The 24,786-nt window shown below is 45.3% G+C and carries 23 protein-coding genes and 2 pseudogenes; 16 read left to right on the top strand and 9 right to left on the bottom strand.

The features are described 5' to 3' along the window. Positions 1 to 57 precede the first annotated feature (57 nt). The 5 genes from AAHK14_RS07740 to AAHK14_RS07720 all read left to right on the top strand — a co-directional run bounded on the left by AAHK14_RS07740 (position 58) and on the right by AAHK14_RS07720 (position 3,368). Positions 58 to 375 carry a BolA family protein gene (locus tag AAHK14_RS07740; RefSeq protein WP_062501361.1) on the top strand — a complete coding sequence of 106 codons (318 nt, stop codon included), beginning with the start codon at positions 58 to 60 and terminating at the stop codon, positions 373 to 375. A 37-nt stretch (positions 376 to 412) separates the two neighbouring features. Further along, a complete protein-coding gene (locus tag AAHK14_RS07735) occupies positions 413 to 736 on the top strand; it encodes a hypothetical protein (RefSeq protein ID WP_194092632.1) in 324 nt (107 codons plus the stop codon). A gap of 217 nt (positions 737 to 953) precedes the next feature. Next, on the top strand, positions 954 to 1,829 hold the full coding sequence (gene lgt / locus AAHK14_RS07730; RefSeq protein ID WP_065255703.1) for a prolipoprotein diacylglyceryl transferase: 876 nt from the start codon (positions 954 to 956) through the stop codon (positions 1,827 to 1,829). A 262-nt stretch (positions 1,830 to 2,091) separates the two neighbouring features. After that, positions 2,092 to 2,934: a thymidylate synthase gene (locus AAHK14_RS07725; protein ID WP_065255702.1), complete on the top strand. Its 843-nt coding sequence runs from the start codon at positions 2,092 to 2,094 to the stop codon at positions 2,932 to 2,934. 11 nt (positions 2,935 to 2,945) lie between these two features. Then, entirely contained in the window at positions 2,946 to 3,368 is a 423-nt protein-coding gene (locus AAHK14_RS07720; RefSeq protein WP_156065061.1) for a hypothetical protein, read from the top strand. Positions 3,369 to 3,436: 68 nt separating this feature from the next. On the opposite strand, the gene AAHK14_RS07715 is transcribed toward AAHK14_RS07720, so the two are convergent. Next, positions 3,437 to 3,895, bottom strand: a complete 459-nt coding sequence (locus AAHK14_RS07715; RefSeq protein ID WP_065255700.1) for a hypothetical protein — start codon at positions 3,893 to 3,895, stop codon at positions 3,437 to 3,439. Positions 3,896 to 3,965: 70 nt separating this feature from the next. Here AAHK14_RS07715 and AAHK14_RS07710 point away from each other — a divergent pair, with 70 nt between their 5' ends. Both AAHK14_RS07710 and AAHK14_RS07705 read left to right on the top strand, forming a co-directional pair. Continuing rightward, a complete protein-coding gene (locus AAHK14_RS07710) occupies positions 3,966 to 4,496 on the top strand; it encodes a dihydrofolate reductase (protein WP_065255699.1) in 531 nt (176 codons plus the stop codon). Between the two features lie 55 nt (positions 4,497 to 4,551). Beyond that, entirely contained in the window at positions 4,552 to 4,740 is a 189-nt protein-coding gene (locus AAHK14_RS07705) for a hypothetical protein (protein WP_065255698.1), read from the top strand. Between the two features lie 39 nt (positions 4,741 to 4,779). Here AAHK14_RS07705 and AAHK14_RS07700 read toward each other — a convergent pair whose 3' ends face one another. The 4 genes and pseudogenes from AAHK14_RS07700 to AAHK14_RS07685 form a co-directional block, all read right to left on the bottom strand. Then, positions 4,780 to 7,554 (bottom strand): TonB-dependent receptor, encoded by a 2,775-nt coding sequence (locus AAHK14_RS07700; protein ID WP_083108101.1) that lies wholly within the window; start codon positions 7,552 to 7,554, stop codon positions 4,780 to 4,782. A 315-nt stretch (positions 7,555 to 7,869) separates the two neighbouring features. Then, positions 7,870 to 8,304: pseudogene (gene ccmE, locus AAHK14_RS07695) on the bottom strand (cytochrome c maturation protein CcmE); the annotation flags it as partial. 3 nt (positions 8,305 to 8,307) lie between these two features. Then, positions 8,308 to 8,514, bottom strand: coding sequence for a heme exporter protein CcmD (ccmD, locus tag AAHK14_RS07690; protein WP_065255697.1), 207 nt, complete (start codon positions 8,512 to 8,514; stop codon positions 8,308 to 8,310). 21 nt (positions 8,515 to 8,535) lie between these two features. Continuing rightward, positions 8,536 to 9,336 carry a heme ABC transporter permease gene (locus tag AAHK14_RS07685; protein ID WP_065255696.1) on the bottom strand — a complete coding sequence of 267 codons (801 nt, stop codon included), beginning with the start codon at positions 9,334 to 9,336 and terminating at the stop codon, positions 8,536 to 8,538. A 549-nt stretch (positions 9,337 to 9,885) separates the two neighbouring features. Between AAHK14_RS07685 and AAHK14_RS07680 the strand changes: the two genes are divergently transcribed. From AAHK14_RS07680 to AAHK14_RS07660, 5 genes are all read left to right on the top strand, one after another. Next, entirely contained in the window at positions 9,886 to 10,656 is a 771-nt protein-coding gene (locus tag AAHK14_RS07680) for an ATP-binding cassette domain-containing protein (protein ID WP_062499625.1), read from the top strand. Between the two features lie 44 nt (positions 10,657 to 10,700). Continuing rightward, a complete protein-coding gene (locus AAHK14_RS07675; RefSeq protein ID WP_083108105.1) occupies positions 10,701 to 11,597 on the top strand; it encodes a transporter substrate-binding domain-containing protein in 897 nt (298 codons plus the stop codon). Positions 11,598 to 11,630: 33 nt separating this feature from the next. After that, the gene (locus tag AAHK14_RS07670; protein ID WP_083108107.1) at positions 11,631 to 12,548 is read left to right on the top strand and encodes a transporter substrate-binding domain-containing protein; all 918 of its coding nucleotides are present in this window, start codon (positions 11,631 to 11,633) and stop codon (positions 12,546 to 12,548) included. A gap of 158 nt (positions 12,549 to 12,706) precedes the next feature. Beyond that, a complete protein-coding gene (locus AAHK14_RS07665; RefSeq protein ID WP_065255695.1) occupies positions 12,707 to 13,438 on the top strand; it encodes an ABC transporter permease subunit in 732 nt (243 codons plus the stop codon). Beyond that, entirely contained in the window at positions 13,435 to 14,142 is a 708-nt protein-coding gene (locus tag AAHK14_RS07660; protein WP_065255694.1) for an ABC transporter permease, read from the top strand. Before AAHK14_RS07665 ends, AAHK14_RS07660 begins: the two co-directional genes overlap by 4 nt. Positions 14,143 to 14,184: 42 nt before the next feature. On the opposite strand, the gene AAHK14_RS07655 is transcribed toward AAHK14_RS07660, so the two are convergent. Continuing rightward, positions 14,185 to 16,548, bottom strand: a complete 2,364-nt coding sequence (locus AAHK14_RS07655) for a hypothetical protein (protein ID WP_083108109.1) — start codon at positions 16,546 to 16,548, stop codon at positions 14,185 to 14,187. A gap of 148 nt (positions 16,549 to 16,696) precedes the next feature. Continuing rightward, the gene (locus AAHK14_RS07650) at positions 16,697 to 16,840 is read right to left on the bottom strand and encodes a hypothetical protein (protein WP_156065059.1); all 144 of its coding nucleotides are present in this window, start codon (positions 16,838 to 16,840) and stop codon (positions 16,697 to 16,699) included. Here AAHK14_RS07650 and AAHK14_RS07645 point away from each other — a divergent pair. The 3 genes and pseudogenes from AAHK14_RS07645 to AAHK14_RS07635 form a co-directional block, all read left to right on the top strand. Next, positions 16,839 to 17,041: pseudogene (locus AAHK14_RS07645) on the top strand (IS5/IS1182 family transposase); the annotation flags it as partial. The gene AAHK14_RS07650 and the pseudogene AAHK14_RS07645 sit on opposite strands and share 2 nt — an antisense overlap. A gap of 286 nt (positions 17,042 to 17,327) precedes the next feature. Then, complete coding sequence (locus tag AAHK14_RS07640) at positions 17,328 to 19,166, top strand: autotransporter domain-containing protein (RefSeq protein ID WP_194092631.1); 1,839 nt, start codon at positions 17,328 to 17,330, stop codon at positions 19,164 to 19,166. A 189-nt stretch (positions 19,167 to 19,355) separates the two neighbouring features. Further along, the gene (locus AAHK14_RS07635) at positions 19,356 to 20,756 is read left to right on the top strand and encodes an MATE family efflux transporter (protein ID WP_065255692.1); all 1,401 of its coding nucleotides are present in this window, start codon (positions 19,356 to 19,358) and stop codon (positions 20,754 to 20,756) included. A gap of 38 nt (positions 20,757 to 20,794) precedes the next feature. On the opposite strand, the gene AAHK14_RS07630 is transcribed toward AAHK14_RS07635, so the two are convergent. Beyond that, positions 20,795 to 21,814 (bottom strand): ABC transporter ATP-binding protein, encoded by a 1,020-nt coding sequence (locus AAHK14_RS07630; protein WP_065255691.1) that lies wholly within the window; start codon positions 21,812 to 21,814, stop codon positions 20,795 to 20,797. A gap of 31 nt (positions 21,815 to 21,845) precedes the next feature. Beyond that, on the bottom strand, positions 21,846 to 23,453 hold the full coding sequence (locus AAHK14_RS07625) for an iron ABC transporter permease (protein WP_065255690.1): 1,608 nt from the start codon (positions 23,451 to 23,453) through the stop codon (positions 21,846 to 21,848). Positions 23,454 to 23,684: 231 nt separating this feature from the next. On the opposite strand from AAHK14_RS07625, the gene AAHK14_RS07620 reads away from it, so the two are divergent. Next, positions 23,685 to 24,680 (top strand): Fe(3+) ABC transporter substrate-binding protein, encoded by a 996-nt coding sequence (locus AAHK14_RS07620; RefSeq protein WP_083101857.1) that lies wholly within the window; start codon positions 23,685 to 23,687, stop codon positions 24,678 to 24,680. Positions 24,681 to 24,786: the final 106 nt, after the last annotated feature.

The following is a 24,786-nucleotide window of genomic DNA, read 5'->3' as shown; positions in this document are numbered from 1 at the left end:
GTATTATACCCCCTATTTAAGCCTTTTTAAACTTTTTAAACAAATAAAAGCCACATCATGAACACCCAAACCGCCCTAACCCATGCCCTAACCGCCCTGCACCCCACGCACATAACCTTAGATAACGAAAGTCATATGCACGCAGGGTACTTTGACGGTAAAGAGAGTCATTTTAAACTCATCATCGTCAGTGATGAATTTGTTGGCAAACGTCTGGCGTCTCGTCATCAGCTTGTCTATGGTTTGGTCAATCCCTGTCTGACCACACAAGGCGGTACGGTACATGCCCTTGCCATTCACGCCTACACGCCTGATGAATGGGCGAGCCTATCATCCGCCCCAAACAGTCCCAACTGTGCCGGACAAAATAAATAATTCCAACTTTATCGCACTTACCAACATAGGTATCTTTATGAAAAAAGCACTCATCTCATTGGCGGTTGTCACTGTCGCTCTCACAGGCTGTGCCACCACCAACATCGCCCCCCAACACGTCAATCCTGCCAATTATCAAGGCTATGATTGCACCGTCCTACAAAGCGAAGTGGCTCGCATTAGCCAAACCGCCAAAGCCACCGAAAACCAAAACATCGGACTGTCCGCCACAGGTATCGGCATTGGTCTTGCTGGCGGTCGTGGTGGTATCTATCCGTCCATTAGCGTGGGGGGCAGGACTTGGCAGTGGAGCAAGACAAGCCAAAACCAACACCCTAGCCAAACTCTATGGCGAGCATGATGCGATGATTGTCGCCGCTCGCCAAAAAGGCTGTGCCTTTGCTCAAAATGTCAAGATTTATGGCGAATGATTGGGTTTAACACCCAATTTATTAGGCAAATACCCATGTATTTGCCTTTTGTTTTTAGCCTGCTTTTACATGAGACTTCAATTTAATTTGATTTTAAAATGAGTAAAAATTTGCTATCATAAGCCAATTTTTAGCTGATGATTTTTTATGGCAATCACACACCCCCAATTTGACCCTGTCGCCCTTGATTTGGGCTTTATCCAAGTGCATTGGTATGGACTTATGTACTTGCTTGCCTTTTTGTCTGCCTACATATTGGCGACTTATCGTGGCAAAAAACGGGGCGATTTTACGAGCGAAGCCGTCTCCGATTTGATATTTTTTGGGGCAATGGGCGTGATTTTGGGCGGTCGGATTGGCTATGTGATTTTGTACAATTTTGGCGAATTTTTGGCAAATCCTGCCTATCTTTTCAAGGTATGGGAAGGGGGCATGAGCTTTCATGGCGGATTTGTCGGTGTGCTGGTTGCCATGTTCTTTTTTGGACGTAAATACAAAAAACACGCCTTTACCGTACTGGATTTTATCGCCCCTTGTGTGCCGTTAGGCTTACTGTTTGGGCGGATTGGTAACTTTGTGGGTGGCGAGCTGTGGGGGCGGGTGTCGCATGGCGATTATGCTCATCTCATGTACTTTCCCCAAGCGGTTCATGCCGACCACGAGCTTATCAATGCTGACCCGAGTTTACATGAGATTGCCGTGCAAATGGGCGATTACTTCTTACTGCCACGACACCCAAGCCAGCTTTATCAAGCCTTTACCGAAGGATTGGTGCTGTTTGTGATGCTATGGTGGTTTAGCACCAAGCCACGCCCCCGCTATGCCGTGTCCGCTCTGTTTTTGCTCGGTTATGGGTGTAGCCGTTTTATTACCGAGTTTTTCCGTCAACCTGACGTGGGCTATGAGCTGATATTTGGGTGGATGAGCAAGGGGCAATTATACAGTCTGCCGATGATTATCGCAGGGGTGGTGTTAATGGCTCTTGCCTATAAAAAGCCGATTTATGATTGGCAAAAAGCATAACGCAAAACAATATTGGGCGAATGTGATTCGCCCCTACCTATCTGACATTTAAAAATTTTTAAATTGACAATAGACTTCTTGCGAAACCCTGAATTAAAGAAAACCGTTCGTGGTGAGCTTGTCGAACCATAACGGTTTTCCGACCCTTCGACAGGCTCAGAGCGAACGGAAAACCTAGTATCGCAAGAAGTCTAATGTCTTTTAATTAAATAATTTTCAAATTTAATTTATCCCCTACCCTATTTTAAAAAGAGCGAAAAAAATGAAACAATACCTAGAACTCCTATCCCATATCCTAAACCACGGCACGGACAAATCCGACCGCACAGGCACAGGCACCCGCTCGGTGTTTGGTTATCAAATGCGGTTTAATTTGGCAGACGGCTTTCCCCTGCTCACCACAAAAAAAGTGCATATGAAATCAATAACGCACGAGCTTTTGTGGTTTATCAAGGGCGACACCCACGTCAAATACTTGCAGGATAATGGCGTAACCATTTGGGACGAGTGGGCGACTGCCGAACAGACGGCACGATTTGGCAGACAAGCGGGCGATTTGGGGGCGGTGTACGGTCATCAATGGCGTAACTTTGGGGCAACCAAAAACGCTGACGGCTCATATCAGGCGGACGGCTTTGACCAGCTTGCGTGGCTTGTGAACGAAATCAAAACCAACCCCGACTCTCGCCGTCTCATCGTCTCAGGCTGGAATCCGCACGAAGCGAGCCAAGTCGCCCTACCGCCTTGCCATACGCTGTTTCAGTTTTATGTGGTAAATGGCAAGCTGTCGTGCCAGCTTTATCAGCGTAGTGCGGACGTGTTTTTGGGCGTGCCGTTTAATATCGCAAGCTATGCCCTACTCACGCACATGGTCGCCCAAGTGTGTGGGCTGGGTGTGGGTGATTTTGTGTGGACGGGGGGCGATACGCATTTGTACCATAACCACTTTGAGCAAGCTAAACTGCAACTGACCCGTGAGCCGTTGCCACTTTGTGAATTACAATTAAATCCAAATATTGATAACTTGTTTGATTTTAAATTTGATGATATTAACATCGTAAATTATCAATCACACGCACGCATTAAAGCGGACGTGGCGGTGTAATTATCCCAATCATGACAACAAGCCCATATCGCCCATTATCGGCATGGGTGCTAGGATTATCATCAATGGCATTGTTTTTTGTCAATGCCAATAATCTTTGCACTGCTTTTGACGGTGTGCCATTTTATATTTATGAAATCCAAAGCTCGGGCAATGACGATGACGTGATTTTTAAATTATTGGCAATGATTGGCGTGATAGGCTCATTGATATTGGGATTGATAAAAAATAAATTCATCTATGGTATATGGGTATCGATATATTATGCCGTGATGTGGTTATTATTACAATGGATTGAAAGTGGGTCTGTATTTTATTTGATTTGGCATTCTATATATCATTGCCAAAATTGGGCATTGGCGGTATTTATTATCGGGCAGGGGTTGTTTTTGGGGATTTTGGGATTTGGATTTAGAAAACATAGATTTGACTGAATAAATAAAAACCCAATATTTTAACATACTGGGTTTTTATTGATGACATTTACACACTAATTGGCAAATTATTTAATGTCATCTTTACCAATCTTAAATTCCCCAACCAATTTACGCTCTGGCATGAGATAATAGCGATAAACTTGCTCTACGCCACCATTGATTATGGCGACTGCGGTTGGGGTCTTTTTGATTTCATTGATACGAAAGCGTTTGCCCGATTGGATATGAGCTTGAATTTGGGTTGGGTCGCTATTTCTCACCTTATTACCACATTGGTCATCTAATAACAGATTGTCAAAAATCACTTGATTGCCTGATTTTGTGATTTGCATTTTGGTACAGGGGTCTATCATTTGGTTGTGATATTTGGCGGTTGCTTGGGTGTATAATAAATCCGCAAGCTCGTTGGGTGTTTTGCCCTGCGTGATGCGTCTAAAATCATCATTGATTTGTGTGTTTAGGGTGGCAGTGGATTGGCAGGCGGTTAATGTCAAAATACCTGCGATAAGTAGAATTGCTTTCATAAGATGCCTTATAAATTGCTTTTTTGATACACACTTATTATAATAAAAAAAACAATTTTTGGAAGTCGTCATGCCCTTATTTTGTGCCACACACCCCATAAAAATCGTCCATGTGGTCGCCAAAGACCGCCAAAACTGTATCGGCAAGGACAATGATTTGGCTTGGCATATCCCTGCTGATTTAAAGCATTTTAAGGAAATCACCACAGGGGGCGTGATTGTCATGGGACGAAAAACGTTCGAGTCGCTCGGTCGCCCCCTACCCAATCGCACGCACCACGTCATCACACGAGATACGGCATGGACGGCGGACGGTGTGGCGGTGGCTCATGATTTGGCAACAGCTATCAATAACGCCAAAGCTGATGCGGTGCAACTCGGCAAAGATAGGATTTTTATCATTGGTGGGGGCGAGATTTACCGCCAAAGCCTAAGCATGGCGGACGTGCTAGAAATCACAGAGGTGGATTTGGACGTGCAAGGCGACACGCATTATCCTACCGTTACGGACGATTTTTGTGAAGTGTGGCGGTCGGATAGGCAGATAGATGATAAGAGTGGGATTGGGTTTGAATTTGTGCGGTACGAAAAATCGGTATGATTCTTGCATAAATTTAGGATAAATTGACAGTTTTTGTATTTAATAAAGGTACTTTATGAAACATCTTAGCCTGCTTGCCCTATTGGCAGTTGCCCTAACTGGTTGTAACGCCATGACTGCCACTGCCGACAAAGCGATGAACAAACAAAGCTCATTTTCCCAAGAGCCTAGCACTCGCTATCCAACTGTTGATGAACAAAAAGACAGCGAGCAAGCTAAGTTTGGTCAGCAGGCTTTTGAATAACACTAAAAATCCCCAATCATGGGGATTTTTTATACCATGCTAGAACTTAACGGTAGCACTTAGGCTAAAATTACGTCCCATTTGTGGCACAAAGGGCAAAAATGAGTTATGGATATACACCTTCTCATCAAGCACGTTATTAGCTCGCAAAGATAGGGTGTAGTCTAGGTTGCCCCAGTGGTTGTGATAGTCTAAGCCGAGATTGAGCAGGTTATAACCCTTAGTAACATTCTCAGTAATGGTGCGTGCCTGCATGGTAAGTGGGTTTTCAGAGTTATTATAGGACATTTTCCCATAATCTGGTTTGATAGCGATGGTTGATGTTGAAATCTTATCCTGCTCAAAGACATGGCTATATTCAGCATTGGCAGACCATTTATCACCAAAATAGCCTTGCCAACGCACACCTAGCCGCATGGGTGGCACCCGTGGGGCGTTGGTCGCAGGGCGTTCTAGCCAGTCATAATCTTCTTCACTTGGCGTGGTCGTACCGTTTTTATAGACATTAATGGTACGACTACATTCATTGTCAGGATCAATTTGACCCCACTCTTCGGGTGTTTTATCTGCACAAGTTAGACTGCTTGTGCCATCTTCATCATAGAAGCCATCTTCTGTAACTTGCATTTCTTTGATATCATCATCAAAATACACCCATTTTCTACCCGAATGTAATAATTTACCCTTGACAGGAGCTAGACTACCAATCTTACCACGCACCATATCACCAAACAATGTGATATCATGGTTAGGGTTGACATGGAAAGTCATCTCGCCTTCTAATCCGTAGAATTTGGCGGTGGTTTGGTTGTAACGGCGGATATAGAGATTGCCCGCTTTGGCGACATTTTCATTAAAAATATAATTATCAAAATCACTATAATAAGCACTGCCCTTATAGCTGACCTTATCACCCGTATGGCTAAGAGCTAACTCGTAGTTGTCCGATTTTTCTTTGGTTAGGTCTTTGTTGCCGTACTCAAATGAGTTGGTCGCCAAATGTTTGCCACTAAAATACAGCTCCATCGGGGCAGGCAAGCGTTCATTATGCGAATAAGTCGCAGACAGACGGTAATTGGGGGCGAACTCCCAACTTGCCGTACCTGCATAAGACACCGCACTTTGGGTATAGGGCGACAGGTCTGGGTGTTGGGGTTCTTTATTGTTGGTGGCAGATGAGTTTGCTATATGCCTTTGCAATTTCTCTGCCAACAGTTCATGGTCGTAATGAACGGGTGTTTTTTGGCGTTCATACCGCACCGCCCCTTCTAGGGTGAGATTGCCTTTATTAAAACTCTCTAAGGCGAATACGCTAAAATTCTTATTGGTGTGCGGCACAAGCAAATAGCGTGGGTCTGCCTTTGATGTATCACCATAGCTAGGCAGGTAAGGAACGGTAGCACTTGCCTTTTGGGTTTGGTATTGCACGCCTGCCATGCCCTTTAATGTACCGCCAAATAAAGATACAGGCGAATGATAGCCTTCTAAGCGTGAGTTAAAACCTTTATTGGTAAAAATCGCTGATGGGTGTCCACGATCAGCTATTGCTTTTTCTCTGATTTCATCATCTGTATTTGCCTCAATGCCTGTGGTGCGAGTGGGATTGCCAGGGTCTTTTTCATCATGAAAATAATCGGCATAAGTCAGCGACAATCGCACCTTATCCATGCCACGCACAGGGTTATTTAGCTCACCACGCAAATCATAGCGGTCAGTTTTCATGTCCACCCACGGACCTGAGTGGTTGTGGTCGTGGTCAAAGCCAAAGGGATTATCATGGCTATGCCCATGCTCTTCGCCATTGCTTGCCACTTTACAGCTATCAAAATGTGGCGTATTAACAATATCGTCATCATCCATCAGATGCGGATAGGCATTCAAATAATAACGCCCTGCCACCGCCCGCTCGGGGTTGTCAATAGCACTAACAAAGTGGGCAGTGCAACTGTCATAATGATGATTATGCCCCGGTATCCCATATTTATCCTGACGGCGACTGTATGACACGCCAATATGACCCTTATCGCCGATATAGGACACGCCCACCGTGCCAACGGTCGATTTGTTATGGCTATCAGGCAGATAGTCTAGCATGACATCAGACTGAAATTCTGGAACATCATAATCATCGGCACGGCGAGTCAGCCCTTCGACTCGCACCGCCACGTTTTGCCCCACGCCCATGTTAAGACTGGCTGTGGCAACTCTCTCATTACTGCCTGTGTTATAGCGTAACAACGTCTCGCCTTCGATGTTGTCCTTGATGTTACCCTGTGGCATACGGCTAGGAATCCGCTCGTCAACGACATTCACCACGCCTGCCTGCGACGCTGTGCCATACAGGAGCGTGCCTGCCCCACGCACCAGCTCCACACGGCTCGCTAGCAGGGTGTCGGCGGCGACCACATGGTCAGGCGATAGAGCAGACATATCAATAACGTCCGTGCCGTTTTGTAAAATCTTCACTCGCACCCCGTCCTGTCCACGAATGATAGGCTTACTCGCCCCACCGCCAAAGGGGTTAGAGTGAATACCCAGCTCGCCTGCTAGGGCGTTACCCAGCGTTGCCGAGCGATGTTTGAGCTTATCACGCCCCACCGTCATCTGCGTGCCGATAGACGGACGTTCAATATAAATGGTCTCATCAGCAAGCACCACCGTTGGCTCATCGCTCTGGGTCTCATCAGCATAAGCAAGCTGAGCACTAAGGGCGACCGCCACCGCAAGGCATAAGGGGGTCTTGCTTGGGCGTTTGGGTGTCTGATGATTAGTTAAATGATGATTAGTTAAATGATGACTGGATTGTTTTAACACAATCTTACTCCTGTTTACATCACAATTAAAATAGAAACATTATAACATAACTATTATAAATTGAAATATTATAACATGACAAAATAATCATCATTTAACAAAAAAAGAGTGTCCATGATAGACACTCTTTTACTTTTAAAATAAAACGGCTTTTATACGCTACTGCTGTGTATCGCTCTCATTTTGGGTTGGGCTTGGATTTTGGCTGTCGCTTTGGGCTTGGGCTTGGGCTTGATTTTGGCTTTGCTCGGCTTGTCTTTGGTCAATCTCCGCCATGCTTGTGGCAGGGATAAATTGCCCGTTATTCACGTCCGTTCCCCGTTCGGCGTGTTCGGCTTTTAGCGATTTGGCGACTTCGGGGGGCATATAGTTCTCATCATGCTTGGCAAGCACTTCACTGGCGACAAACGTCCCACCTTGTAACTCACCGGTTGCCACCACCCCTGAATTTTCGGCAAACAAATCCGGCAATACACCCCGATATGTCATCGGCACGACTGCTTTATAATCAGTTACTTCAAACTGGATATTTAACGGGTCATTGGGGTCTCGCTTAACCGAGCCTGCCACCACCATGCCCCCTGCACGGATACGCTTGTTTTCGGGGGCTTTGCCGGCAGTAATGGCGGTCGGATCAAAATAATAATCGGTCTGCTGACGAATGGCGTACAAAATCAGTCCGACTGCCACCGCCACACCCACCAGCATGGCGATGACCCACATGAGCTTTTTTTGGCGTGCGTTATTCATAATTTAACCCTTTGCCAGTGCTTGGCGTTGTTTGTTGGTGAGTTTTTTGGTCTGTGTGGACAGTTTGGCAATGGTCTTGGTGCGTTCGCTTTTGGCATACCAAATCATAAGCACTATCGCCCCAAACACTAAGGCATAACACGTCCACACATAAGCCCCATGACCATTCATGTGGATAAAGTCTGCTAAATTTTGAAAATACGGTGTCATTGCTTGCCCCTTTTGAGCTGGCTATTTTTTGGCATTTAGGTAGTTGGCTACCCATGCTTTGTTATGTTCACGTTGTAAAATCAAGGAATTGGTGCGATAAATGGCGAGACCCGCCACCATAAAATACATACCAAGCATCATGATAAGCAGTGGCACCCACATGGACGCTGGCATTTTTGGGGCGTTGGTTACGGTAAACGTCGCCCCTTGGTGTAGGGTATTCCACCATTCTACCGAGTATTTGATAATCGGCAGATTGACCGCCCCAACAATGGACAAAATCGCCGCTGCCTTGCCCCGATTTTGGCTATGTTCAAAAGCACTAAACAGTGCCATGACCCCTGCATACAAAAACGCCAAAATCAGCATGCTGGTCAAACGTGCGTCCCACACCCAGTACGTCCCCCATGTTGGTTTCGCCCAAATCGAGCCTGTCAAGAGACTTAGCACACAGCAGATAAAGCCAATCGGGGCGATCGCTTGGGCGACAATGTTGGCGGTTTTGATTTTCCACACCAAAAAAATGACCCCTAGCACACTCATGGCAAAATAAATACTCATGGCAAGGCTGGCGGTTGGCACATGGATAAAAATAATGCGATAACTATTACCCTGCAAATAATCAGGCGGAGCGAACATGAGTCCCCACACCGTGCCAATGCTTATGAGCACAAAGGCAATTAGGGCAAGCCACTTGACCCACGGCGAGAAAATCTTAAAAAATCGCTCCGTGCCAACGGTCGTCAAAAAACCCTGCCACAGACGATTAAAAAATCCTGCATTTTTGGCGGTTGGAGAATTGGCTTTTTGGGCGTTTGGCATGGCTCACCGTAACAATATCAATGGCAGTAAAATTGTAATGATTAAAATTGAGAGTAGGACAATAAATGGCTAATTATAGCATATTTTTGGCGATTGTCAGTAATTGATAAACCGCCAAAAATGACCGACTTGGTAAAAAATCTGTCAAATTCGCTCATTTTTAAAACAAATTTGTCTCATTTTACCCTTTTTACCCCAATAATTTTGACAATTTTAACAAATTGATGAAAAAATTAGGGCGTGTTGAACATTGATAACATTTTTATAAAATGTGGTATAATTTAATGCTTTTATCAATTTTTGCATGAAAAATGGCTAAATCTTGTTTTTCTTCGTCAAAAACTTGTCTGAAACTTGTCTGATAGAATAACTATCAGCCTGCGTTTTTTCCTTGAAAAACGGGCGATTTCCCCTATTTTTCATAGCAAATACCAATATTCAACACACCCTAAAATTTTGCCGATTTTGGTAAAAATGATTTGCCTTTTTTATCAGATTTGTTCAAAATATACGATTAACTTTTGATTTTAAAAAACAACCGAGAAATTCATGACTGACCGCCCCATTGCCCTTGATTTACAAGACATTCACAAAAATTATGGCTCGCTTGAAGTCTTAAAAGGCGTCTCTTTGACCGCTTATGACGGCGATGTCATCAGTATCTTAGGGTCATCAGGTTCGGGCAAATCTACCCTACTTCGCTGTATTAATTTATTAGAAAAGCCCAGTGCTGGCAAGATTTTTGTGGGCAATGAAGAGCTACAACTCACCCCCAAAAAAGGCGAATTGGTCGCCAAAAACCCCAAACAACTTGAAAAACTTCGCTCCGAGATTGGCTTTGTGTTTCAGTCATTTAACCTATGGCCACACAAGACCATTTTAGAAAACATCACCGAAGCCCCCATTCATGTGCTGGGCGTAACTAAGGCAGATGCCATTGCCGAAGGCGAACGCCTGCTTGCCAAAGTGGGGTTATTGGACAAAAAAGACGCCTACCCTGACAACCTATCGGGCGGTCAGCGTCAGCGTGTGGCAATCGCCCGCTCGCTTGCCATGAAACCCAAAGTTCTGCTGTTTGATGAACCCACGTCCGCCCTAGACCCAGAGCTCGTGAACGAAGTGCTGGCGGTCATGCGTGAGCTTGCCAGTGAAGGGCGTACCATGCTTATCGTTACCCATGAGATGCGATTTGCCAAAGAAGTCTCAACCAAAGTCGTCTTTTTACATCAAGGACGTATCGAAGAAATGGGCACGCCAACCGAAGTGTTTGAAAACCCCAAATCCGAGCGTGTCAAAGAATTTATGGCGTCTCATCAGTAACGCCACCCATGAGTATTTAACCCCAACCTAACATAAGGATTGTTATGAACGCATTGACCAAATTCTCCCTAAGCCTGCTCACAGCCAGCACCCTAGTTGCCTGTGGGGGCGACAAACCTGCCGATACACCAAAGGCAGACACCACCGCCCCACAAGCAGGCGAAGGCAGAAGTCTAATCATCGCCACCGAAGCCAACTACCCACCCTTTAACAACCTAAACGCTGACGGCAAAATTGTCGGTTTTGACGTGGACGTCATCAATGCCGTCTGTGCTGAGATTCAGGCAAACTGTGATGTCGTGGCACAGGACTGGGACGGCTTATTACCGGGTCTTTTGACCAACAAATACGATGCGGTCATCGCTGGTATGTCTATCACGCCCGAACGCCAAGCACAGGTAGATTTCTCCGAGCCGTATTTTAGTAACACTATCGTGTGGCTCTCCAAAACGGACGGCTCATTTGACCCGAGCAACATCAAAAATCTGGTGCTAGGCAGTCAGCGTTCCACCACAGGGGCGGACTACATCACCGAGCGATATGACGGCAAAGACGGCAACCGTGTTCAACTATATGACACCTACACCAACTCTTATCTTGACCTAAAAGCAGGGCGAAACCATGCAGTCATGGCAGAGAAAGTCTCGGCAATGGACTGGCTAAAACAAGGCAATGACGGCTTTGGACTGGTCGGCGATGAGATTGACAACAACGACAATCTAGGCATTGCCGTGCGTAAAGGCGACACCCTAAAAGCTGACTTTGATAAAGCACTCGCCACCCTAAAAGCCAATGGCACCCTTGCCGAGCTAGAAAAACAGCACTTTGGCGATACTGCCACGCCCACGCCAAGCGAGACTGCCGAGCCAGTAGTTGCCGAGACTGACAACACCGCCCAAGTCCAAGAGTCTGCTACTACCGAACCTGCAAAAAGCGAATAATTTAAAACCACCCACCAACCAAAAGGTTTTATCATGAAAATCAAATACTTAGCTATCGCCCTAACCGCCCTTGCCCTAACTGCCTGTGGGGGCGACAAACCTGCCAATACCACCGCAGACACCGCCAATGCTGGCACCCATGACGGCAAAAAAGTGCTGATTGCCACCGAGTCAAGCTTTAAGCCATTTAGTTATTTGGACACCACCGGCAATCTGGTCGGTTTTGAGATTGACCTTGCCAATGCCCTATGCACCGAGATGAAAGCCGACTGCGACATCGTGGCACAGGATTGGGACAGCCTAATCCCAAGCCTACAAGCGAACAAATCGGACGCCATCATGGCAGGCATGTCTATCACGCCAGAACGCCTAGAAGTGGTGGATTTCTCTGATGCCTATTTTGATAACACGCTTATCCTAGTCGGCAAAAAAGGCGACAGCATCACCATTAACGACTTAGCGGGCAAAACTGTGGGCGTACAGCAAGCCACTGTCTCGGGCGAATATCTTGCCAAACATCAGCCTAATGCTACTGTCAAGGCTTATGATAAGCAGGACAATGTACACCTTGACCTAAGTGCAGGACGTATTGATTATATGCTTGCCGACTTCGTGCCAGCGTCTGATTGGCTAAAAACCGATGCAGGGGCGAACTTTGAGATTAAAGGCGAGCCGATTGATATTGATGATAAAGTGGGTATTGCCGTGCGTAAAGATGATGCCCTAAAAGGCGAGTTTAACACTGCTTTGGCAAATCTAAAAGCCAGTGGCAAATATGATGAGCTGGTAGCAAAATACTTTGCCACCACAGGGTCTGCCAGTGTTCCTGACAATGCTCCCACTTCTGCTGACACGCCTGCCCCTGCTGGCGATGCCGAGCCTGTAAGCGAGCCTGCGGATACAAGCGAGACACAAAATACCGCGGTGAGTGAGAGTACTAAAAATAGTTAAGCAAAATTTTTGAAAAATTGGTAAAATAAGCGTTTTGTTCTATTTTACCCATTTGATAAGGTTACCCCTTAACAAAGCAATACTTAAAATAGACAAGCAAGCCTTGTCTATTTTTATTGAACAGCCATCAATACAATAACCACAAAGACCGCCACACCATGTTAGAACTCCACGGATACACCGATTTACTTTGGCAAGGCACGATTTTGACCATCAAATTGGGCGTAACGAGCCTGATTTTTGGATTGATTTTCGGGCTATTGGGGGCAACTGCCAAGCTCTCTAATATCTGGCTATTTAAAAGCCTTGCCAACATCTACACAACGGTAGTGCGTGGCATTCCCGAACTCTTAGTAGTCTTTGCCATCTATTTTGGTGGTGACATCATCGTGTCGTTTTTTGCCAAAGAAGTCTTTGGTTATCGTGGACGTATTGATATTGGCAGTTTTTGGCCGGGTGTGGTCGCCCTATCGGTCATGTTTGGGGCGTACGCCACCGAAGTGTTTCGCATGGCAATCCAAGAGATTCCCAAAGGACAGTGGGAAGCTGCCCAATCACTGGGCATGAGACCTGCCCAGACCTTTTTTCGCATTATCCTGCCACAGATGTGGGTCGTTGCCTTACCCGGTTTGGGTAACTTATTTTTGGTGCTACTAAAAGACACCGCCCTTATCTCACTCATCGGACTTAAAGATTTGATTTATTATTCATCTCGTGCCGCTCAGTCCACCCAAGAACCTTTTACCTTTTATCTTGTGGCAGCTCTCGTTTATCTGTGCCTAACAGCGGTCGTTACTGCCTGCATCAGCTTTGGCGAATGGCGAGCCAATCCTGCCAAACGTTACGCCAAAAAACTGCTTAAACAAAAAACAACGGGGGCAAAGGCATGAGCTGGAACTGGCAAGCGATTATCACGCATTTTCCCGAACTTCTAAAAGCATCCATCACCACCTTGGAGCTTGTGGCATTATCCAGTATCATCGGGCTGATTTTTGGGGTGGTTTTGGCACTGCTTAGACTCTCCAAAAACCCTTTGGTGCAGGTTTTTCCTTTTTTATACATTTTCTTTTTTCGTGGCACGCCCCTGCTGGTGCAGATTTTTCTGATTTATTATGGTCTCGGGCAGTTTAAAGCCATTCAAGAGAGCATGCTGTGGAAGCCCGTGCTTAGTCAAGCCTACTGGTGTGCCATCATCGCCTTTACGCTAAACACCGCCGCTTATGTCGCTGAGATTGTGCGTGGGGCGATACAGGCAGTTCCCCGTGGCGAGCTAGAAGCAGCGGACGCTTTGGGCATGTCGCCCATACAGAAGTTTACCCGCATTACCCTGCCCCGTGCCTTTGGGATTATGATACCTGCATACAGCAATGAAGTGATTTTTATGCTCAAAGGCTCAGCACTGGCAAGCACCATTACGGTGGTGGATTTGATGTACACCTCCAAAATCATCATTGCCAAGACGTACATGACCTTAGAGATTTATTTTGCCGCAGGTATCATCTATCTGCTCATCTCATGGCTGATATTGGCACTGTTTCGCTTGTTTGACCACTCATTTAATAAGCACAAAAGATACAATCCCATCCAAAAATAACAAAAACGGCAACTTGGTTTGCCATTTTGTCATCTCATCCTTTTATTCATCAAAAATTTCATGGTATTTTGGGAAAATATGTGCCTCTCTGCCCTGACCTAGTATGTAAGAGCTATACCGCTCCTGCTCTTCGATTTGGGGCAACAAATCATGAGTCTCCCCAAACTTATTTTTGGCACGTTGTAGCCACGCCTGATAAAATTTACCCTCCCACAGTCTTGATGGCAACACCATGACTCGCCCCTTTGTATCTTCACTGATAATGATGGGAAATACTGTGTCCGACAGCATGCCATTTGGTAGATGTCGTCTATAAAACCATACGCTACTCACCGACAGCTCAACATTACCCAAGCTCTTTGGATAAGGCATGCCAAACACCCGAGAATTCTCCTGTGTCAGATGACGGGCATAAACCAACTGGTCAGGCTCTTTGGGCGTGGAACCTTTTAGAGCATATAACATCTCGCCATAAGCACGCAACTCATCAAGCGATGTCCGCCCCCTAGGGTCAAAAATCACCTCTCCGGCACAACTTTCTTCTCCTTGGCTAAAAATCTGATGATTCGCCCATATCAAGGATGCCCACACTATCCTACCTCGTCGATACAAGGTTGGCATGTGTGCAAGCTGACTGCCAAGCACGTCCTTTAACAACCAATCTGGGGCGATGACTTGCAGATATTCTCTTTGGTTTGGTGCCAATCTGTTGATGACATCAAAGGCACCAATGTAGCTCTTTTCTTCTTCCCTTTTTGCCATCTCCTCAGGGGTGTATAAAGGCAGTAACGACAACTCTACTTTATCCGCCAACACAACCAACGACTGCTCCTCTTGTATGCTGGCAAAGAAATTGTTTTCATTGACAAAGCCAGATGCATACAAATGAGCCATGTTTTGATTTAATTCAAATTCTAAGGATTCATAAATCAAAAGTGCGATGGTGGTCACCAAATGTGGTTGAGTTTTTAGCACCTCTGGTAAGTCAAACTCATAAAAGCTGATGGGAAAAAAGCAAAAACCACCAATATGTCGCCTTGTCCGATAAGGCATAACCAACTTCAAATCCAGTACAGGCTTATGATACAACTTGATATGAATCATCAAAGCGTCTGTCTTGCCCATGTCTGTTGATACCAGCACGTCACAAGCACCGACCATGCATGGCGAGTTGTCAGGGTTATTTTGCAACAACTCATTTAACTTTATCAAAGGGTTATCATCATCGATATCTACAAACTTGCTTTGCTTGGATTGAAGTTCGTATTTAAAGCAGGACGGCACCACAGGCTTGCTCTCATAAATACTCACCAACCCCTTCGCCAGCATGGCACCTGCCACCTTAAAGGCAGACTGCCAAGGTTTTGGCAGTTTTTGAATGAGTTCATGATGGCTATTTTGTCTTTGCTCGGTAATCACAACTTTCGATGTTGGTTTTATCAGCTCATAAAACGCCACAAGACTGTTGGGACAATCCGAATCCAAGTCAAACAACATCGTATTAATCGTCATCATGATGGCATGATGGTCGTCATTAAAGTTGGCAATAAATTGATATTCGATACGCTTTGGTAGTTTTGATGGCGACTGCTCGGTGAGTTGCTGGTAGTTAAGCCATGACAAAGTGCTTTTAAAAAGTTTGGCAAAGGTTGCACCAACGTAGAAATTAAGCAAATACAGCAATTTCTCAAATCCGTGATTTTCTGCGTATTGTTGATAGACTGCTTGATTTAGTTGATGGGTTTTTTTGATGGTTGATAAAGCACCATCCAAGCGAACAATGCTTTCAAAAGAATAATCAAAATCGATGTGCTTAATGTCATCAAAAAAAGCAAATGTATCATCGATGAGCTTTTGATTTTTTAGTTTTGCCAAATATAAATAAGCCACTCGGTTCGGTTCTAAGTGAATACTGACCTCTTGGCTTTTAAAAATCGCCCCCGTCATCGATTTGACAAAAACATCCAAACGATTTTGATGCGTCAAATGATCTTTGATGGCAAGCAGTGGCTGACAAAAGATATGCTCTCCGATTTGGGCAATCAATGAATTTTCAAAGACCTTCTTCAAGGCAAAATCCGTGCCATGGGACTGATTTTTATCCCGAATGGCTTGCTGTGCTTCATCATAAGTAAGCCAAAGAATCGGCTCGTGGGTGTATCTTGCCAAATATTCCCCCAAATATGCGGCAAATGTCAAGCAAAGTGGGCGAAAGGTTTTTTTGGTAAATAGTGCATCCAAATCATATTTTTTTGCCAATTCATCCAAAAAATAAGCCATCTGCTCAATGCTATTTTCACCATAATCAAAGTTAATGGTCTTTATCAGCTCATAAAATGCGTTATTTTTGGGGGGTTGGTGCAAGCGTTCCAACAAAGTGGCGACTTGTGCGTTTGTACTGTTCATCGGTATGTCAAATTAATTGGTGTCAAGATTCATTTTATAAGGGCATATCATGATTTTAAAACCTTGTTAATATAAGATTAACAAGGTTTTTGGTTGTAAATTGCATAACCAAGCGATACCGCCATGACATACATCATGACGGCAATACCTAAAACCGACTCACAAGCCCAAGTTTCACTTGACTGCTGTCTGTGTGCTCACTGCCTGCATAGTCATAGCTTAGGCTTAGAACCCATTCACAATCAAAAAATACGCCCCAATAAACCAAATCACCAACCAAATCATTCACCATGAGAAAAGCCTATCTAGGTGACATCACACAAGAACAATTTAAACACATACGTCCATTGCTACAAAGTGCCAGAAAAAAGACCAAGCCTAGGACAATAGACCTATACAATGGCGAACCGTTCATTGCTACCATCAAAAATGGCGTGAACTTGATGACAATGGTAAAAGCATTCTTGATAATGTCTTAAAAAAATGGGTCAAAATAGAAGGCTTTGGAAAAACTTCGAGCGATACTTAAATACAAGCTTACAGTTTGTGAATTTAGCTTTTATTGCGTTGTTGAAAAGATTGTGAGCGGGTTCTTAGCTCACCACAAACAAAAACCGTGGTACTTTTTCATTTTGTAGAGTGTATGTGATTTCATTTGATGCATTATTTAGACATTTTCTACCTTGACAGCAAATTTTTTTAAAAACACTTGTAATTGTTGTTATATCTTGTTACACTTTACAAGTGTTTTTGTTTTGAAAGCAACTCAGGGAGTAATAATGAAAAAATCCGATTTTACCAAATACTCAGCACTTGCCCTAATGGTTGGGATGTGCCTGCAAACCACTCATGCCAAGGATTATAGTCAAGTCATCTTTTTTGGCGACAGCCTGTCCGACACAGGTCGCCTAAAAGACTTGGTCAGCGAGCAAGATGGTGCATTTGGCAACGCCTTACAGCCGTCTTTTACCACCAATCCCGACCCTGTATGGACAAGTCTATTTGCCCAAAGTTATGGCAAAACCGCCAGCCCCAACACGCCCGATAACCCCACTGGCACCAATTATACCGTGGGTGGCTCTCAGTCAGCACGCACCGCCACATGGACAGATACAAGTGGCACAGTCAGCGTAAACATTCCCACCACCAACGACCAAATCAAACATTACCTAGCAAATACCAACGGTCAGACCGACCCCAATGCACTGTATGCGATATGGATTGGGGCGAATGACTTGTTCTATGCCATCGAGCATGCCAACCCTTCACAAGTTGCCAATGCCGTTCAAGCGACCGCAACTGACATAGAAACATTAAATCAAGCAGGGGCGAGAATCATCTTGGTGCCAAACATCCCTGATTTGTCGCTCACACCCCTTGTGCAAAATCACCCTGCATTATCCGCCCAAAAAGGGCAGGTGCAACTTCTAACTCAGATGTATAACAGTGGCGTATTTAATGCTCTAAATGGCACTACCGCCAACGTCGTGCCTGCCAATACCTTTGCCCTACTTCAAGAAGCGGTTGCAAACAAAGAAGCTTTTGGTTTTGAAAATGCCAATGGCGTGGCATGCCACAATAAGCCAAACATCAACCCAACATCATCATCATTGGCTTGCGATAAAAACTCACTCATGGCAGGAGCGACAGGCGAAAACTACATGTTCGCTGACCTAATCCACCCATCAGGACGCACGCACCGCATTTTGGCACAGTATTACCGCTCCATCATGGACGCACCCACTCATATGGGCGAACTCTCAGGCGAACTCATCAAGACAGGCTCTGCTCACGACCGTCACGTCTATCGTCAGCTTGATAGGCTTAGTGGCTCACAGCACAGCCTTTGGGCAAACGTCCATGCCAGCGACCGTACCGACCCCACCACCCAAATCGGCTTGGATGTGGCAGGCTCATCAAGCCACACAGGGGCGTATCTGACTCACCAAAACCAAGATTATGCTCTGGATAGCACCCTATCATCGGATGTCAAAACCATTGGCATGGGGCTATATCATCGCCATGACATCGGCAATGTTCGCCTAAAAGGTGTGGCAGGGATAGACCGCCTAAGCGTGGATACGCACCGCCACATCGACTGGGAAGGGGCGAGCCGTTCGCACACGGCAGACACCACCGCCAGACGTTTTCATGCAGGACTACAAGCCAGCTATGGCATAGACATGGGCAAAGCCACCGTACGTCCGCTTATCGGTGTGCATGCCCAAAAAGTCAAAGTGCGTGATTTGACCGAGAGTGAGTCCACCCTATCCACCGCCATGCGTTTTGGCGAACAAGAACAAAAGTCCCTGCAAGGCGAGATTGGCGTGGACGTGGATTATGCCGTCAGCCCCGCTTTGACTCTGACAGGCGGTATCGCTCACGCTCATGAGTTTAACGATGATGAACGCACCATCAATGCCACCCTGACATCCATTCGTGAATATACCAAAGGCTTTAACACGACCATCAGCACCGACAAAGCCCACGCCACCACTGCTCATCTGGGCGTACAGGGGCAACTTGGCAAGGCAAACGTTCATGCAGGGATTCACGCCACCCACCAAGACAGTGATACAGACGTGGGTGGTTCGCTTGGGGTTCGCTTTGTGTTTTGATAAACAAACGCACACCAACACCTGATACATCTTAATGGCATGCCAATCCCATTCAAAGAACATCCCTACCTTTGAGCGGGATTGGCGGATTGGGTTGCATGGGTCTTGTTCGCACCCAAAAGCATAAAACAATCAATATCATCGCCCAACTGTGGTAAAATACTCCCAAATTTTTACCCAGCATGACCCATGTTTCTTGACCTAAACCGCCACAGCTTTTCTGATTATAAAAAAGAGTTCATCGCCCTAGCCACACTCGCCCTACCCATGCTCCTATCACAAGTCGCCCAAGTTGGGACAGGCTTTGTGGATACGGTCATGGCAGGCAGTGTCAGCAAAGAAGACTTGTCTGCGGTCGGACTGGGCAACAGTCTGTTTGTGACGATTTATATCACCTTGCTTGGGGTGATGACCGCCCTAAACCCTTTGATTGCCCAGCAGTATGGTGCGGTCAATAAAGGCGATGCTAAGGCAGGCGACATTGGCGAGCTGGGGCGACAAGGGCTGTGGTATGGACTACTCATGGGTGTGATTGGCATGGTGCTGATTTGGGCGGCGATACTGCCCTTTGAGCATTATTTTGGTCATCTAAGCACTAACACCCTTGCCATTACCAAAGAGTATCTGTGGTTCATCGGGCTTGCCATGCCTGCCGCCATGATACATCGCACCTTGCACGCTTATGCATCCAGTCTTAACAAACCCAAAGTTATCATGATTGTCAGTTGGCTGTGCTTTTTTGCCAACATCCCCCTAAACTACGTCTTTGTCTATGGCAAATTTGGCATGCCCGCCTTAGGCGGTGCAGGTTGCGGATTGGCAACCGCCATCGTCTTTTGGCTAAACGCCATCATTCTTGGCATATACATCACCAAAGACAGATATTTTCATGAATTTGGCTTGATGGACAAATTTAGCCTGCCTGACATCAAGCTCTTTGGCGACATCACCAAACTTGGCATGCCCATCGGATTGTCTTTTTTTATTGAAGTGAGTCTATTTAGCTGCATCATGTTTTTGGTTGCCAGATTAGATGGTAATACTGAAAATTATATCGCCGCCCAACAAATCGCCATCAATATCACATCACTTATTTTTATGATACCCCAAAGCCTAGGGATTGCCAGCACGGTACGAGTGGGCATGGCGATGGGTCAGCGTGAGCCTAAGCATGCCCGTTATAGCAGTGGTGTGGCGTTATCAGGAGCGACTGCCATCTCATTTTTGACCGCCGCCTTTTTGGTCATCGGACGAGAACAACTGGCAACACTCTACACCAAAGACACGGCGGTCATTGCCATCACCACCACCATCATTCTCTATGCTGCCGCCTTTCAGCTTGTTGATGCCATACAATGCGTGGCAAGCTATGCCCTGCGTGGCTATAAGATAACCACAACTCCCATGATTATTCATATCATTGCCTTTTGGGGCTGTGGATTACTGCCTGGGATTGTGTTGGCGTTTTATGTTGGTATGGGCATCTATGGTTTTTGGATGGCATTGGTCATCTCGCTGGCGGTGGCAGCATTGTCTTTGGGCTGGTATTTGGAGCGACATAGCAAATACATGACAAAGCAAATACTTTGACCCAAATATCTTAGCAGGTACTTTAACAAATCTTTAAATCACACACCAAACGCTCTATGTATCATCACGCCAATTTTATCACCGACATGATGGGTGCGATGACTTGTTGCCATTGAGATTTGCATGAGCAGTATTTGTTCGTCATGAGTTTGTAGGGTATATAACCAGTAACCGCCACGAAAATCTCTATCAATCACGGTAACAGCGATGGCATTAGGGTCTTGGCTTGGCTTGACATCATGGGGACGAATCAAGGCTTTTTGACTGCCCAAAGGCAAACCAACGGCGATACACCCAAATGAGGTATCAAAATTTGACTCTGTTACCTTTGTGGCATCAATGAGTACCCCTTCACCGATAAATCTCGCCACCGACTCATTGACAGGCTGATGATATAACGCATCTGGCGTACCCCATTGTTGCAATCTGCCATGAGTGATTAGCCCAACCACATCCGCCATTGCAAAGGCTTCTGCTTGGTCGTGCGTTACCAAAATGGCAGAGACATTTTGGGAGATGAGCAGGCGACGCACTTCTTTGGAGAGGCTGGTGCGAAGCTCAACATCCAAATTTGAAAATGGTTCATCAAGCAAAATCAAACTCGGGCGTGGGGCAAGTGCACGCACCAGTGCAACCCGTTGCTGCTGCCCCCCTGACAGCTCATGTGGATAGTAATTGGCATACTCACTCATCCCAATGAGTGCCAGCATTTCAGCCACACGCTCGGATTTGGCAGTTTTGTCCATGGCAGAGAGCCCAAAAGCAATATTATCCGCCACGGTCAAATGTGGAAATAAAGCATAATCTTGAAATACCATGCCAATTTGTCTTTTATGGGCGGGGAGATGGACATTTTTGGCATACAGTGGCTTGTCTTGAATATAAATCTCACCACTATCTGGCGTCTCAAAACCAGCAATACACCGCAGTAGTGTCGTTTTACCACAGCCAGAGGCACCCAGCAGGCAGGCGATTTGACCTGATTTGAGATGAAGGCTGATGTCAGTTAAGATGGGTTTGTGGTCAAAACTGATACAAAGATTGTCAATACGCAACATGGTTTTCTCAGAGTGTTAAATGGATGAGTGATTATTTTTGATTCATTTTAGAAAATAAGATGACAGGAATCAATCCAGTTAAAATGATGGCAAGTGCTGGAAAAGATGCCTTGTCATACAAGCCTTCACTGGTAAAGGCAAATATTCTCACCGCCAATGTATCCCAATTAAACGGACGCATCATGAGCGTGATGGGCATCTCTTTCATGGTGTCCACAAAGACCATCAACATGCTGACGCCAAGGGCACTTTTGATGAGTGGCAAATAGACACGATACACCGTACCAAAAGGCGTTGCTCCCAGTGAAGCTGCTGCTTCTATGTGTGTGTTACGAATGCGTTTCATGCCAGCATCCACCGATTGGACACCCAAAGCCAAAAAGCGAATCAATAAAGCGATGAGCATGGCAAAGATGGTTCCCTTAAAAATTGCATCGCTGCCTGAAAATGCAGATATGTTGGCAATGAGCCAATTATCAAGCCATGCAACAGGCACAAAGACACCAACAGCCAATACCGTACCAGGGATGGCATAGCCCAGTGTGGATATTTTGGTAGCAATCAAAGCATAGCGACTTTTATCCAAGCGAGCTGCAATGGCGATAAATAATGCAACCACAGCAACCGCCACAGCACTCATTAGGCTGATGCTGACAGAGTGCCAAATTTGCATCAGTAATTCACTAAGTACAATTTGTTGCCAACTTGACATCGCCCATGCAGTCAGCTGAATGATTGGAATGACAAAAGACAAACATAAAATCAGCCCACAGTACAAAGTGGCGAACCATTTTTTATAGCCAGTTAAGACAATATTTCGGTGATGATTGGCACGACCTGTGGTCTCAAAACGGCGGCGACCACGGCTTAGCTGTTCAAGTAGTAAAAAAACAAACACAAGGCCAATTAATAAACTTGCCAACTGTTTGGCGGTATCAAGCGAATAAAACCCAAACCATGCTTGATAAATTGCCGTTGTAAAAGTGTCATAGCCAAAGACGCTGACCGCACCAAAGTCCGCCAATACTTCCATCAAGGCTAATATGCTGCCGCCAGCAATCCAAGGTCTTGCCATGGGCAATGCCAGCTTCAAAAATGACTGCACGGATGACAGCCCCAATGATGCCCCCGCTTCAAGAGCTCGGTTGCCCATGCTGCCAAAGGCATTTTTTGCCAACAAATAAACATAAGGATACAAAGTTAGGCTCATGACCACCGTTAAGCCAAAGCCATTTCTAATATCTGGCAGACCATTTTCAAAGCCCCACGCTTGCCTTAAATAAGTACTAATGGTACCTGTATAGTCAAAAATACCCAACTGCACAAAAGCAAGCACATAAGCGGGCATGGCAAGTGGCAACATCATCGCCCAACCAAAAAAGCGTTTCAATGGAAAATCGGTCATGGCAGTCAGCCAAGCGGTTGTTGTGCCAAGTACTGTTACCCCAATGCCCACCCCCAGTACCAGTAATGCGGTATTTTTAAGCAACAGTGGCAACTCATAATCCAGCAAAAAGTGCCAAATTTCAGCATCAAAGCTGTTAAGTGCAAAGACAATGACGGATAATGGCACCAAAACCAACAAGGCACACAGACCAAGCCATAAGCGAGGTAAAATGGAAGATGAATTCATGGGCATTTATGATAAATCAAAGGGCGGTATCATATTTTACCAAAACTGATAGAGAATGACAATTCTTCTTGTTTCTATTTAGAAAGTATTGTATAATAGCACAAATTTGGCAGGTTGATTAAAATGTCAAATTGGCGTGCTTTTTTCTGTATAAATCACGGTGGTTTTAAGACAGATTAAGTAGCAAGACTAGTGTTAATTTATTGTTTCATAACATTGCTTATAAAAGGATCTATGATGAAAAAACTGGTTATTACCGCATTGGCGATGGCAATTACCGCCCCAGCATTTGCCAATGAAATTGTTGTATATTCAGCACGTGCCGACGAGCTATTAAAGCCCATCGCAGAAGCCTATCAACAAAAAACTGGCACACAGGTGACCGTTGTGAGCGATAAAGCAGGCCCTTTGATGGAAAGGCTAAAAGCTGAGGGCAAAAATACCCAAGCTGATGTGCTTATCACGGTTGATGGTGGTAATCTTTGGCAGGCAACACAAGCTGGTGTCTTACGCCCCATCAATTCTTCTGTATTAAAAAGCAACATTCCATCGCATTTGCGTGACCCAAAAAACCATTGGTTTGGGTTATCAGTACGTGCTCGTACCATTTTTTATAACCCAAATAAGGTCAATCCAAGCGAACTTTCAACTTATGCCGATTTGGCAGACCCAAAATGGAAAGACAGATTATGCTTGCGTACCTCTAATAATGTGTACAACCAATCATTGGTGGCAACGATGATTGCAAACCATGGACAAGCTGCTACCAACAGAGTGGTCAAAGGCTGGGTGGCAAATTTGGCAACCGCACCATTTGCAAATGATACAGCACTGTTAGAAGCCATTGATTCAGGTCGTTGTGATGTGGGCATTGCCAATACTTATTATTATGGACGCTTGCTAAATTCCAAACCTCATGTTGCTAATAATGTTAAAGTATTTTTTGCCAACCAAGCAGGCAAAGGCACGCATGTCAATGTTTCAGGTGCAGGCGTGGTAAAACATTCAGACAACCCTGCCGAAGCCCAAAAATTCATTGAATGGATGTCCAGCGAAGAAGCACAGCGTTTGTATGCTGACCGAAACTTTGAATACCCAGCCAATCCACAGATAACACCAACGCCTGCCGTGGCTAATTGGGGCAGATTTAAACAAGATGTCATCAATGTATCGGTAGCAGGTCAAAATCAACAAAAAGCCATCATGACAATGAAACGAGCAGGTTATAAATAATTAAATTAAATGAATGATTCTGCCAATATCTAAACGTCAAAAAGCACTTTGGTCAAATCAAAGTGCTTTTTATTGCTGTCTGTTTTGTGTTCATCTTATTTTTATG

The organism is Moraxella sp. K1664, assembly GCF_039693965.1.
Lineage (GTDB): Bacteria > Pseudomonadota > Gammaproteobacteria > Pseudomonadales > Moraxellaceae > Moraxella.
Note: the sequence above shows the minus strand (reverse complement) of the source record. Positions and strands in the feature narration are given on the sequence as shown.

Coding starts and splice junctions, on each gene's coding strand:
- AAHK14_RS07740 (WP_062501361.1), top strand. CDS start 58: ATGAACACCCAAACCGCCCTAACCCATGCCCTAACCGCCCTGCACCCC.
- AAHK14_RS07735 (WP_194092632.1), top strand. CDS start 413: ATGAAAAAAGCACTCATCTCATTGGCGGTTGTCACTGTCGCTCTCACA.
- lgt (WP_065255703.1), top strand. CDS start 954: ATGGCAATCACACACCCCCAATTTGACCCTGTCGCCCTTGATTTGGGC.
- AAHK14_RS07725 (WP_065255702.1), top strand. CDS start 2,092: ATGAAACAATACCTAGAACTCCTATCCCATATCCTAAACCACGGCACG.
- AAHK14_RS07720 (WP_156065061.1), top strand. CDS start 2,946: ATGACAACAAGCCCATATCGCCCATTATCGGCATGGGTGCTAGGATTA.
- AAHK14_RS07715 (WP_065255700.1), bottom strand. CDS start 3,895: ATGAAAGCAATTCTACTTATCGCAGGTATTTTGACATTAACCGCCTGC.
- AAHK14_RS07710 (WP_065255699.1), top strand. CDS start 3,966: ATGCCCTTATTTTGTGCCACACACCCCATAAAAATCGTCCATGTGGTC.
- AAHK14_RS07705 (WP_065255698.1), top strand. CDS start 4,552: ATGAAACATCTTAGCCTGCTTGCCCTATTGGCAGTTGCCCTAACTGGT.
- ccmD (WP_065255697.1), bottom strand. CDS start 8,514: ATGACACCGTATTTTCAAAATTTAGCAGACTTTATCCACATGAATGGT.
- AAHK14_RS07685 (WP_065255696.1), bottom strand. CDS start 9,336: ATGCCAAACGCCCAAAAAGCCAATTCTCCAACCGCCAAAAATGCAGGA.
- AAHK14_RS07680 (WP_062499625.1), top strand. CDS start 9,886: ATGACTGACCGCCCCATTGCCCTTGATTTACAAGACATTCACAAAAAT.
- AAHK14_RS07675 (WP_083108105.1), top strand. CDS start 10,701: ATGAACGCATTGACCAAATTCTCCCTAAGCCTGCTCACAGCCAGCACC.
- AAHK14_RS07670 (WP_083108107.1), top strand. CDS start 11,631: ATGAAAATCAAATACTTAGCTATCGCCCTAACCGCCCTTGCCCTAACT.
- AAHK14_RS07665 (WP_065255695.1), top strand. CDS start 12,707: ATGTTAGAACTCCACGGATACACCGATTTACTTTGGCAAGGCACGATT.
- AAHK14_RS07660 (WP_065255694.1), top strand. CDS start 13,435: ATGAGCTGGAACTGGCAAGCGATTATCACGCATTTTCCCGAACTTCTA.
- AAHK14_RS07655 (WP_083108109.1), bottom strand. CDS start 16,548: ATGAACAGTACAAACGCACAAGTCGCCACTTTGTTGGAACGCTTGCAC.
- AAHK14_RS07650 (WP_156065059.1), bottom strand. CDS start 16,840: ATGGTGAATGATTTGGTTGGTGATTTGGTTTATTGGGGCGTATTTTTT.
- AAHK14_RS07640 (WP_194092631.1), top strand. CDS start 17,328: ATGAAAAAATCCGATTTTACCAAATACTCAGCACTTGCCCTAATGGTT.
- AAHK14_RS07635 (WP_065255692.1), top strand. CDS start 19,356: ATGTTTCTTGACCTAAACCGCCACAGCTTTTCTGATTATAAAAAAGAG.
- AAHK14_RS07630 (WP_065255691.1), bottom strand. CDS start 21,814: ATGTTGCGTATTGACAATCTTTGTATCAGTTTTGACCACAAACCCATC.
- AAHK14_RS07625 (WP_065255690.1), bottom strand. CDS start 23,453: ATGCCCATGAATTCATCTTCCATTTTACCTCGCTTATGGCTTGGTCTG.
- AAHK14_RS07620 (WP_083101857.1), top strand. CDS start 23,685: ATGAAAAAACTGGTTATTACCGCATTGGCGATGGCAATTACCGCCCCA.